We start from the raw sequence: 11,620 nt of genomic DNA, 5'->3' as shown, positions 1-11,620 counted from the left end.
TAGCCAAAGGCCGCGGCGTGATGTCATACGCGATTGACGCATTACTCTTTGAAGGTCGGGAATTCCATCTCGCTGTACTTCACGAAGCGCGAACCACGTGCCAGCTTATAACCCAGCCAAATCAGCAGGAACAGCGGAATGCCGATGTAGGTCGCCGCCACGCCATACCAGTCAATACGATCTGCCAGAAACGCCTGATAGTTTTGCCCCAGCGTAATGATCAAACAGAGTACGAAGGCGAAAATCGGACCGAGCGGGAAGAAGCCGGAACGGTAAGGAAGCGCAGCTAAATCATGCCCCTGCGCCACGTAACCGCGACGGAAGCGGTAGTGGCTAATCGCAATACCGAGCCAGGCGATAAAGCCGGTCATGCCTGAGGTATTGAGCAGCCACAGATAGACTTCCTGGTTGCCGAACTTAGAACTCAGGAAACAGAGGCCTGCCACCACGGTGGTCGCAATCAGTGCATTACGCGGCACACCGCCTTTCGACAGTTTGGCAAAAATACGCGGTGCTTTACCTTCCTGCGCCAGGTTGAACAGCATGCGCGTTGAAGCGTACATGCCGGAGTTACCCGCTGACAGCACAGCCGTCAGGATCACCGCATTCATGACCGCCGCAGCTGACAGTAATCCGGCATTCTGGAACACCAGCGTGAACGGGCTGATGGCGATATCGGTAACATCGTTATGCAGCAGTTTCGGATCGGTATACGGCAGAATCAGGCTGATAATCAGAATCGCAAAGATATAGAACAGCAGGATACGCCAGAACACCTGACGCACTGCGCGTGGAATATTTTTCGCTGGGTCCTGTGATTCACCGGCCGCAATGCCGATCAATTCCGTGCCCTGGAACGAGAAGCCGACAATCATCGCCACACCAATCATCGCGGCAAAACCGCCGGCAAAAGGTGCGTCGCCCACGGTCCAGTTATGCCAGCCGGCATTTTCTGCGCCGCGCATAATACCCGCGATCATCAGCACGCCCACCACGATAAAGATGATCACGGTGGCAACTTTGATCAGCGAGAACCAGTATTCGGCTTCGCCGAAGCCTTTGACGGAGATGTAGTTAAGCAGGAACATCAGACCGAGGAACAGCGCGCTCCAGATCCAACCCGGCGTATCCGGGAACCAGTAGTTCATCACCAGCTGTGAAGCCACCAGATCAACGGCGATGGTGACCGCCCAGTTGTACCAGTAGTTCCAGCCCAGCGCGAAGCCGAAGCCTTCTTCAACGTATTTTGAGCCGTAGGTGGCGAAGGAGCCGGAGACCGGCATAAAGGCCGCCAGTTCGCCGAGGCTGGTCATCAGGAAGTAAACCATCAGGCCAATTAGCGCGTATGAGAGTAATGCGCCGCCGGGACCTGCCTGAGAAATGGTGGCACCCGAGGCGACAAACAGGCCGGTGCCGATGGAACCGCCAATGGCGATCATGGTGAGATGGCGCGCTTTTAATTCACGGCGCAGCCCAGGTTGTTGTGTTGTTTTTGAGTCATTATGCATGTGTAAACGCTATGCTGGATAAAAATAAGGCGCGATTGTAGCAGCTAACCCCTGGCTGTATAGCATTCACGTCGGGTTATTAGTTACCTTCATAATCAGCGCGAAATTATTAGCCGCTCACGTCTTCACAGCCGCGATTACTCGCGGCAATAGGAGAGGAATCGGCTTAGCGCTTTCGACAAATGCTTCTGCCGATGATGGATGCGATACAGCGTGCGCGTCAGGCGTGGTAACGGCACAGCCACTTCCACCAGCGTGCCCGCCTCCAGCAGATCGCTGATCACCCGGCGCGATAAACAGCTGATGCCCATGCCGTGGCGCACCGCATGTTTGATTGCCTCAGAATTGCCCAGCTCCATGCCGAGTTGAAACTGCGGCAGATGAGACAACAGCAGGTAATCGACAATTTCACGCGTGCCCGAACCGCGCTCTCGCAATATCCAGGGCGCGGCCGCCAGTGATGTTAGCGTGATCGGCTGTTTCAGGATGTCGGCATCGGGTGCAGCAAACACCACCAGCTCATCCTCCAGCCACGCTTCGCTGACGATGTCCGGTTCATGGCAAGGCCCTTCAATCAAACCGATATCCACGCGAAAATCGGCCACCGCGTTAATCGCATCCTGGCTGTTGCCAACGCTGAGTTCGAGCGGCAGCGAGGGGAAATCACGACGATAGGCGGCGATCATCCCCGGCAGCAGATAGTTGCCGATGGTGCTGCTGGCAAACAAACGAATGGCACCATTATCCTCTTTAAACAGCTGTTCGATCTCGCCTGCCTGTTCCAGCAATCCGACCGCGCGTGGATAGAGCAAACGACCATGCTCGTTCAGGGCCAGTCGTTTGCCGACACGATCAAACAATTGCACCCCGAGCTGGTTTTCCAGATCGGCCAGCGCCGCACTGACGGCAGACTGCGACAGTGCCAGTACCTGCGAGGCCAGAGTGGTTGAACCACTTTTCAGCACTTCGGTAAAGACTTCAATCTGACGCAGCGTGATATGCATGCGCCCTCCTCACATTGCGTAACGCTTCACAAGATAAGCCACCACTGCTAACCAGACGATCACCGTCAGGAAGAATCCTGCCCAGCTGACAATCTTCTTGCCGCGTGCCCGCTGGACATCAGCCCGTTCTGCGCTGCTGATCCGAATTTCACGCGGGAGCAAACGCAGCAGGATGATCACACCCAGAGGGACGATAATGGCGTCGTCGAGCAAGCCGATAATGGGAATGAAATCAGGAATGAGATCGATGGGGCTGAGTGCATAGGCAACAATGCCAAATGCCAGCAGCTTAAACCACCAGGGGGTACGCGGATCGCGGCAAGCAAACCACAGCGTGAGCACATCACGTTTAATTAAGCGTGCCCAGCGGCGCAAGCGCTTCAACATCCCGACTCTTCCTTATTAGTTATACTGGTCAATGGACAATATATTACCAATTTAACTTTTAAACCAGTCAGGTGTCTGCGCAGGCAAGATGCCGCCTTGTGAATGGCGGCCCACTCAGAGTCAGGCTTTCATGCCAATCAGTTCTTCCAACTCGGTGTCACAGGCCGTGAACTCATCGGTAATCGTGCGAATCAGCCAGTCCTGATAACCAAAGTTTTCCCGGCGGGAATAGAGGCATTCAGAACGGTACAACTTTTTCGGGTCGCTGTTATTGACCCCATAACGATAGAAATGGACCAGCGAGTTGTCGGTATCGGGCACGGCGAGCGTGAAACCGACTGCGCCATGACCATTATAAAATAGGGTCACTGCGTTGGTTTTACCTAAAGTTAATTTATGGATTACGTTGAATTTCTCATGTTGAAAAGCGGTATCCAAAGTACTTCTATACGCTGTTTTCATGGTTATAGTTAAAAGTTTCTAATTTGTTAAACTATAGTTAACCAGAAAAAAAGCGCACCTGCCAACTTTGGTAGGTGTCGTGTCGTGCTGGATAAGTGTCTGACCGTGCCCTTTTTCTCCCCGCAGGCAATGCGACATTTCATGGGCGTAGCGCATCCGCTATGATGGGCGCTTTGCAGCAGCAATCGCCCAATCAGGAGAGCGGCATGAAATATATCGGCGCACACGTCAGTGCATCAGGCGGCGTAGACCAGGCAGTTATCCGTGCCCACGAACTCGAAGCCACAGCCTTTGCGCTGTTCACTAAAAATCAGCGCCAGTGGAAAGCCGCCCCGCTTTCAGGTGAAGTGATTGATGCCTTCAAAACTGCCTGTGAGAAATACAACTTCACTTCCGCGCAGATTTTGCCGCATGACAGCTACCTGATTAACCTTGGCCATCCGGTGATGGATGCGCTGGAAAAATCTCGTGAGGCGTTTCTTGATGAGATGCAGCGTGCTGAACAGCTTGGGCTGACACTGCTGAATTTCCACCCTGGCAGCCACCTGAAGCAGATCGAAGAAGAGGCATGCCTGAAGCGCATCGCCGAGTCGATTAATATCGCGCTGGATCAGACTCACAACGTCGTGGCAGTGATTGAGAACACCGCAGGTCAGGGTAGCAATCTCGGTTTTCGTTTCGAACACCTCGCCACCATTATTGAGCATGTCGAAGATAAATCACGCGTCGGCGTGTGTATCGATACCTGCCATGCGTTTGCCGGCGGTTACGATCTGCGTACTGAAGAAGCCTGCGTGGAGACCTTTGCGGAATTTGAACGCATTGTCGGTTTCCAGTTTCTGCGCGGCATGCACCTGAATGACGCCAAAAGCACGCTCGGCAGCCGTGTGGATCGCCACCATAGCTTAGGTGAAGGCAACATTGGCAAGACGGTGTTTAGCTGGCTGATGAAAGATAAGCGCTTTGATGGCATCCCGATGATTCTGGAAACCATCAATCCGGATATCTGGAAAGATGAGATTGCGTGGTTGAAGTCGGAACAACAGGCTTAAAGCAGACAGCAAAAAGGGAGCCGCAGCTCCCTTTTTCTTACCCCGTGAAGATTACGCGGCTTTCGCCAGCTCTTCTTCCGGACGTTTCAGAATCGCGTAACCGAGGCCAGCCACTGCGGTACCAATCACAATCGACATCAGGTAACCCAGCACCGGAGTGATTGCGCCTGGAATCAGCAGCACAAACAGACCACCGTGCGGTGCCATCAGTTTCGCGCCAACCAACATTGAGACCGCACCCGTTATCGCACCGCCGACGATGCAGCAAGGCAGCACACGCATTGGGTCACGCGCTGCAAACGGAATCGCACCTTCAGAGATAAAGCACAAACCGAGCACCAGTGCCGCTTTGCCACCTTCCTGCTGACCTTTGTTGAACTTACGACGCGCAACAATCGTCGCCAGACCCATTGCTAGCGGCGGTACCATACCCGCTGCCATAATGGCCGCCATCGGCGCATAGGTTTGTGAGCTCAGCAGACCGACACCGAAGGCGTAGGCCACTTTGTTCACCGGACCACCCATGTCGGTACACATCATGCCACCGAGGATTGCGCCCAGCAGTACCGCATTGGCGGTGCCCATGTTCGCCAGCCAGTGCGTCAGACCGCTCATGATGCCCGCAACAGGTTTACCCACCACGTAAATCATCAGCAGGCCGGTAATCAAACTCGCCACCAGCGGAATAATCAGGATCGGTTTTAGCGCTTCCATACTTTGCGGCAGTTTGACTTTGCTGCTCAGTAGCTTCGCTGCGTAACCGGCAATGAAACCGGCGATGATACCGCCAAGGAAACCGGCGTTAATGCTGGTGGCGATCATACCGCCAATCAGACCCGGGGTCAGACCCGGACGGTCCGCAATCGAGAAGGCAATAAAGCCCGCCAGCACCGGTACCATCAGCGCAAAGGCACTGCCGCCACCAATCTGCATCAGCGCAGCCGCCAGGGTGCCCTGCTCTTTAAATGCGGTGATACCAAAGGCGAAGGAGAGCGCGATGCTCAAACCACCCGCGACGACCATCGGCAGCATGTAGGACACACCGGTCAGCAGGTGACGATAAGCACCGGCTTTCTCTTTGCTGTCACTTTGCGTGCTGGCCGTCTGGCTGCCGCTCGGCTGATAGGTTTTGGCTTCCGCCTGCGCTTTATCCAGTTCCTGAGCTGTTTTCTTCAGCGCCAGGCTGGTTGAGGTGCGGTACATCGGCTTACCAGCGAACTTCGCCAGGTCCACATCGATATCCGCCGCCACGATCACCAGATCGGCCGCCGCCACTTCTTCTGGCGTGATGGCATTGCCAGCACCCACAGAACCGCGGGTTTCCACTTTCACCCACCAGCCACGTTTGGTCGCTTCTGCCTGAATCGCCTCTGCCGCCATGAAGGTGTGCGCCACGCCAGTTGGGCAAGCGGTGACCGCGACAATGCGTTTCTGACCGGTGCTCTGTGCGGCAACCGGTGCGGCAACCGCCGTAGCGGCCTGCCAGACTTTGGCACTGGCTTTAGCCTTATTAATGGCCGCCAGCGGATCGCGCAGCGTCTGCTGCACATCGACCAGCGCCACGGATTTACCTGCGAGCTGTGCATCGTTCGGCACGGCATGGCCAGCTACCAGCACCAGTTCCGCATCGGCCGCGTTGTCGGTCAGCGTCAGGCCAGCCTGTGCGGCAGTCGCGCGCAGGCGCTCTAAAGCCAGATGTCCTGATGCCAGTCCCAGTGAAGAATCTTTTATCAGCAGCGTTTTCATTATCGCTCTCCTGCTGTTAGTTAACGGGTTGTAAGTCGACGCGCGCCATCATCGCGGCCAACTGGGTACGATCGGTCACACCAACGTTGCTCTGGCTCACCGCCATCGCAGCCACTGCGGTAGCCAGACGCAAGGTATGCTCGCTGGATTCACGCATCAGCAGCCCGTAAATCAGGCCGCCGACCATTGAATCTCCCGCGCCTACGGTGCTGACGACTTCACAGGCTGGTGGTTTGGCGATCCATTCGCCAGAGGCGTTGACCCACAGTGCGCCTTCCGCACCAAGGGAAATCACCACATGGGCAATGCCCTGCTCACGCAGTTCATGCGCGGCTTCGATCACATCCTGCAAGGTTGGCAGTTTGCGGTCGGCCCAGATTTCCAGTTCACGACGGTTCGGCTTCACCAGCCACGGCGCGGCTTTTAGTCCCGCCACCAGCGCTTCACGACTGCTGTCGAAAATGATGCACGGGCACAGGGTGCGCAGATCGCTCATCCATTTGGTGAACGCTTCGGGTGCCACGCCCGCTGGCAAGCTGCCGCTGACGCACACCATGTCAAATTGTCCCAGCCAGGTCAGTGAATCGGCAGTGAAGCGATCCCAGTCCTGCGCGGTGACGTTAAAGCCAGAGAAATTCAGGTCGGTAACTTCACCGTCCTTTTCCGTCAGCTTTACGTTAATGCGGGTACGGCCCTGCACCACCTGAAAACGGTTGGCGATGCCCAGTTCGCTGAACAGCTGCTGGAAACCGTCCTGATTTTCTTTCCCGAGGAATCCACCTACGGTGACGTCAATACCGAGATCTTTCAGTACTTTGGCGACGTTAATGCCTTTACCCGCTGCGTGCAGACCGGTGGTTTTCACCAGGTTAACTTCGCCACGTTCGATTTCTGGCGTATAGCCCACCAGATCGTAAGCGGGATTCAGTGTGATTGTGGCAACGCGGCGGCTCATGCGACCCCCTCGCCCAGGCCAGAATTGATGGCCTCTTCAATGGCATTCAGCGCCTGCTGTGCATCTTCACCACTGGCGGTAAAGCGCAGGCGATGGCCTTTTTTCACGCCCAGCGCGACGACTTTCATCAGGCTGCGTCCGTTGGCCGGTTTGCCGCTACCGTCAAGGTTGGTGACGGTGATGTCACTGTTAAACTGTTTAATGACCGTCACCAGCGCGGTGCCCGGACGTGCGTGCAGTCCGTGCTCGTTGCGGATAGTAAATTCAGCCACCAGTTGATCCGCGCTTTCGTCCACTTCACTGGTCAGCAACGCGAGGATGCCTGCTGCATCGGCTTTCAGCAGACGTTCAGCTTTGTTGCTCAGCAGCAGATTGCTCAGGTAGCCCAGCACTTCCAGCGGACGATCGTCGGTGGCTGCCACGGTCAACAACAGCGCCACATTTTCGCCCTGGTGCACAAATGGCGTGGCGGTACGGCTGACTGCGATGGCGCTGTTGAGGTTGCCGTTGGCGCTGTCGCTCAGCCAGATGCCCTGACCGAGGCTCAGTGGGGTACGCGATACGGCATCCGCCACAAACGTCGCTTCAACAGCCCCCGCAGCCTGTAAACGGCCAGCATTCAGCGCCTGTAAGGTGATGAGATCGCTGGCGGCAACATCAACCGCAATCAGCGAGGTATCGAATTTGAATTCCGCGGCCTGCTTTTCACCCATCAGGATGGCACGAAGATCTTCGGCTGAGGCGGTTTTCAACTGCTCTGCGATGCTGTCATCGCTCAATACGTGAGTCAACTGGCGCAGCAGCGCAAGATGTTCATCTGATTTCGCCGCGATACCGATGGCGACATAAGCCGTTTGCCCATCACCCCACTCCACGCCCTGTGGGAACTGATAAACCTGTACGCCGGTTTTCAGCACCATATCGCGCGTATCGGTGGTGCCATGCGGAATGGCAATACCATTACCCAGGAAAGTGGTGGTCTGCTGTTCGCGCGCCAGCATGCCGTTAACATAGCCTTCCGACACATTACCGGCTGCGGTTAACGCAGCGGCAACCTGACGGATAGCCTCTTCTTTATTTTGTGCACTGGCACCGGTATGGATGGCCTGAACGTCGAGCTGGAACATATTTCTCCTCGCTTGCTGAAATTGAATCGTTTCAGCTTAATGGCGAAAAATTACGCTGCACTTCTCGGGGGTTGCCGAGAGGACAACGCTGAAACGTTTCAGGGAATATGGTACAGCATGAGAAAGCAGGCAAGAAAATGCGCGATCGGCGTAGCAGATTTTTGACGTTCCGCACACTTCAGATCGGATTTAAGATTTTTCAGGCCTGCACGGCTGACGTTTTTGCTGTAACGCAGGGATCATAGAAAGCAAATATTTCAGCACCGCGTCAGCAAGTTAAGGCGCGGTGTCCGCTTCCAGTTGCAGCAGGAAGATCATCGCCGCTTCGCGACTGCTGCCGCACATCTCTGCGCTGGGCTGTAAACCCGCACAGACTGCGGGACGCAGCGGAGAACCAAAGATTTTGCAGCGCTGATTATCGTCAAGCTGAACGCAGCGGGTATTCGCCGGTTTGCCCTGGGGCATGCCGGGAATCGGGGAAGAGATTGAGGGGGCTGTGCAACAGGCACCGCACTGGTCACGACAATACATCATGCGCTCCTGAGGATTTCGTCGCGACAATAGCAGGCTGATGACGGTAATGCCATGCGCGGGCAATAATTTTACACCGCCTCCCTTGCCTGTTTTTCACGGCGCGAGTAACGTGGCGCGCATTAACCTTTTCACAGCGAGTAATCCCCATGCCAAAGGCAAATGAAATCAAAAAAGGAATGGCTGTTACCTGGAACGGCAAACTGTTGCTGGTAAAGGACATTGATGTCCAGAGCCCAAGCGCACGCGGTGCTGCCACCCTCTATAAGATGCGTTTTACCGACGTGCGCACTGGCCTGAAAGTGGAAGAGCGCTTTAAGGGTGACGATATTATCGATGCCATTCAGCTTAGCCGTCGCGCCGTGACCTTCTCTTATATAGACGGTGACGAGTACGTGTTTATGGATGATGAAGATTACACGCCCTATAGCTTCAAGAAAGATCAGATTGAAGAAGAGCTGCTGTTCATCCCTGAAGGCGGCATTCCTGGGATCCAGGTGTTAACGATGGAAGGCCAGGTGCTGGCGCTGGAACTGCCGCAGACCGTGGATATGGAAATTGTCGATACTTCACCGGGCATTAAAGGCGCTTCCGCCAGCGCACGCACCAAACCCGCGGGCATGAGCACCGGCTTGTCGATCCAGGTACCGGAATACCTGAGCAATGGCGATCGCATTCGCATTCACGTGGCTGAACGTCGCTATATGAGTCGCGCGGACTAACCGCACGATTTTATCCGGCCGCCGAAGGTTGTTATAGTATAACAATGTCGTGCGCGCCGGGTATGTTGTCCGCGCGCCTGAAAATGGAGCCTGTAATGACGCGCGTTAATGTAATCACCGGATTTCTCGGCAGCGGTAAAACCACCACCCTGCTGCATCTGTTAGCCCATAAACCCGCCAATGAGAATTGGGCGATTCTGGTTAACGAGTTTGGCGAAGTGGGTATTGACGGCGCACTGCTTGCCGATCGCGGTGCCACGCTGAAGGAAATTCCTGGCGGTTGCATGTGTTGCGTTAACGGCCTGCCGCTGCAAGTCGGGCTCAATATGCTGCTTAAGAAAAATAAGCCCGATCGTCTGATCATTGAACCCACCGGTCTTGGCCACCCTAAACAACTGCTGGATATGTTGCGCGCCGCCGTGTATCAACCCTGGATCCAGGTTGATGCCACCCTCACGCTGCTCGATCCCCGTCAGTTAGCCGATGCGCGCGTTGTCGAGAATGAAAACTTCCGCGATCAGCTCACCGCCGCCGATATTATCGTCGCCAATAAAAGCGATCGCTGGAGCGAGGAAGATCGTCAGCGTTTGCAGCAATGGCAGCAGCATAATCTGGGCGATCGCCAACTGGTCGAATCTGCATGGGGTAAAGTTGATCCCGCGTTACTGTGCCAATCCGCATTGGCGGATCGTGCGGTTCCTGAAGCGGCACATCATCATCATACTTCACGGCCAAAAGGGTTGGCGGCACTCAAACTTGAGGGCTCAGCTCGCTGGCGCCGTGCATTAAATGAAGGCCAGGGCTACGCATCCTGTGGCTGGATTTTTGATGGTGATACGGTGTTCGATACCATCCCGGCGCTTGAGTGGGCGCGGCTTGCACCGGTGGATCGCGTCAAAGGCGTACTTCGCACGCCAGACGGTCTGGTGAACATCAATCGCCAGGGTGATGACTTCTTTATGGAAACGCGCACCACTACGCCGCCGGACAGTCGTATCGAGTTAATCCACCATCAATCCGTTGACTGGAACGTTTTGCAAACAACCTTGTTGAGGATTCGTTTAGATTAGCTGCGTTAGGTTGCCCCGTTATTTTACTTTTTGAGTCTTTTTTATGCGCGCGTCTCGTTTAATCACCATCCTGCTGCTCAATGCACTGGGGATCATGCTGTTTTTTTCGTGGTACCTGCCGCCGGATCATGGCTTCTGGTTTGGTATCGACAAAGCCATCTTCTATAGCTTCAACGACCGGATGGTGGATCATCACGGCTTCGCCTTACTGGTGGCGATCACCAATTTCCGTGGTTTTGACGCGGTATCGCTGCTGGCGATGGGTCTGCTGTATCTGTGGTTCTGGCGTGGTGAAACACCGCAGGGCCGCCGCCGCATGCTGGCCATTGGCATCACCATGTTGCTCACCGCCGTGGTGCTGAATCAACTCGGTCATTTGATCCCTGTGCAACACGCCAGCCCTACGCTGTTCTTTGACAACGTGCATCGCGTGAGTGAACTGACCGGGATTCCGGCGAAAGATGCTTCCAGTAATAGCTTCCCTGGCGATCACGGCATGATGCTGATTATTTTCGCCTGCTTTATGTGGCGTTATTTCGGCTTCCGCGCCTTCCTGGTCGGTTTGGTGATTGTGGTGGTGTTTGCTCTGCCGCGTGTGATGGCCGGTGCGCACTGGTTTACCGATATAGCCGTGGGATCGATGTCGGTGATTCTGGTGGGTTTAAGCTGGTGCTTATTAACACCGCTCAGTGACACATTGGTTAATTGGCTCAATCGCGCCTTACCAGGGAAATATAAGCCACGCACATAATTGTTAAGCGCGGATGACAATACGCAGAAAAGTCGATCATCCGCGCTTATCGAATCCAGAAATACATTATTAGCAGACTAACGTTTTTCTATTAAAAGAAAACATTATGATGCAAAACGCGTAACAATAGCCTTTTTCCTGGCTTGTCCAGCCAGAAGCCTCTCAAAATCGGCCTTAGCGCCGGAATTAGCCCCTGAAAACCCGCCTTATTGGCTATTAAATCGCTACCAATCGTTGATAAAGTAACCATTGTGTTACGGATTGATTTCACATCAATAAAAGCGATAAAAATTTATATAAAAGCA

At 54.7% G+C, this 11,620-nt stretch carries 12 protein-coding genes; 4 read left to right on the top strand and 8 right to left on the bottom strand.

Features of this window, described 5'->3' with window-relative positions; genetic code table 11:
• Positions 1–41: 41 nt before the first annotated feature.
• From LH22_RS09065 to LH22_RS09050, 4 genes are all read right to left on the bottom strand, one after another.
• Positions 42–1,508 carry an amino acid permease gene (locus tag LH22_RS09065; RefSeq protein WP_038645839.1) on the bottom strand — a complete coding sequence of 489 codons (1,467 nt, stop codon included), beginning with the start codon at positions 1,506–1,508 and terminating at the stop codon, positions 42–44.
• Positions 1,509–1,645: 137 nt separating this feature from the next.
• Positions 1,646–2,512: a DNA-binding transcriptional regulator YeiE gene (gene yieE / locus LH22_RS09060; protein ID WP_038645837.1), complete on the bottom strand. Its 867-nt coding sequence runs from the start codon at positions 2,510–2,512 to the stop codon at positions 1,646–1,648.
• Positions 2,513–2,521: 9 nt separating this feature from the next.
• A complete protein-coding gene (locus LH22_RS09055; protein WP_034824950.1) occupies positions 2,522–2,899 on the bottom strand; it encodes a YkvA family protein in 378 nt (125 codons plus the stop codon).
• A 120-nt stretch (positions 2,900–3,019) separates the two neighbouring features.
• Positions 3,020–3,268 carry a hypothetical protein gene (locus tag LH22_RS09050; protein WP_156102783.1) on the bottom strand — a complete coding sequence of 83 codons (249 nt, stop codon included), beginning with the start codon at positions 3,266–3,268 and terminating at the stop codon, positions 3,020–3,022.
• A gap of 299 nt (positions 3,269–3,567) precedes the next feature.
• Between LH22_RS09050 and nfo the strand changes: the two genes are divergently transcribed.
• Positions 3,568–4,413 (top strand): deoxyribonuclease IV, encoded by an 846-nt coding sequence (nfo, locus tag LH22_RS09045; RefSeq protein ID WP_038649994.1) that lies wholly within the window; start codon positions 3,568–3,570, stop codon positions 4,411–4,413.
• 51 nt (positions 4,414–4,464) lie between these two features.
• Here nfo and fruA read toward each other — a convergent pair whose 3' ends face one another.
• From fruA to LH22_RS09020, 4 genes are all read right to left on the bottom strand, one after another.
• A complete protein-coding gene (fruA, locus tag LH22_RS09040) occupies positions 4,465–6,159 on the bottom strand; it encodes a PTS fructose transporter subunit IIBC (RefSeq protein ID WP_038645833.1) in 1,695 nt (564 codons plus the stop codon).
• Positions 6,160–6,175: 16 nt separating this feature from the next.
• Entirely contained in the window at positions 6,176–7,114 is a 939-nt protein-coding gene (fruK, locus tag LH22_RS09035) for a 1-phosphofructokinase (protein ID WP_038645831.1), read from the bottom strand.
• Complete coding sequence (fruB, locus tag LH22_RS09030) at positions 7,111–8,241, bottom strand: fused PTS fructose transporter subunit IIA/HPr protein (RefSeq protein ID WP_038645829.1); 1,131 nt, start codon at positions 8,239–8,241, stop codon at positions 7,111–7,113. Before fruB ends, fruK begins: the two co-directional genes overlap by 4 nt.
• 276 nt (positions 8,242–8,517) lie before the next feature.
• On the bottom strand, positions 8,518–8,772 hold the full coding sequence (locus tag LH22_RS09020; protein WP_038645825.1) for a YkgJ family cysteine cluster protein: 255 nt from the start codon (positions 8,770–8,772) through the stop codon (positions 8,518–8,520).
• Positions 8,773–8,921: 149 nt separating this feature from the next.
• On the opposite strand from LH22_RS09020, the gene yeiP reads away from it, so the two are divergent.
• From yeiP to LH22_RS09005, 3 genes are all read left to right on the top strand, one after another.
• Positions 8,922–9,494 carry an elongation factor P-like protein YeiP gene (gene yeiP / locus LH22_RS09015; RefSeq protein ID WP_034824964.1) on the top strand — a complete coding sequence of 191 codons (573 nt, stop codon included), beginning with the start codon at positions 8,922–8,924 and terminating at the stop codon, positions 9,492–9,494.
• A 95-nt stretch (positions 9,495–9,589) separates the two neighbouring features.
• Positions 9,590–10,564, top strand: coding sequence for a CobW family GTP-binding protein (locus LH22_RS09010; RefSeq protein WP_038645823.1), 975 nt, complete (start codon positions 9,590–9,592; stop codon positions 10,562–10,564).
• A gap of 43 nt (positions 10,565–10,607) precedes the next feature.
• Positions 10,608–11,315 carry a phosphatase PAP2 family protein gene (locus LH22_RS09005; RefSeq protein ID WP_038645821.1) on the top strand — a complete coding sequence of 236 codons (708 nt, stop codon included), beginning with the start codon at positions 10,608–10,610 and terminating at the stop codon, positions 11,313–11,315.
• Positions 11,316–11,620: the final 305 nt, after the last annotated feature.

The organism is Pantoea rwandensis, assembly GCF_000759475.1.
Taxonomy (GTDB): Bacteria; Pseudomonadota; Gammaproteobacteria; order Enterobacterales; family Enterobacteriaceae; genus Pantoea; species Pantoea rwandensis_B.
This window is presented reverse-complemented; position numbering and strand designations above follow the sequence as displayed.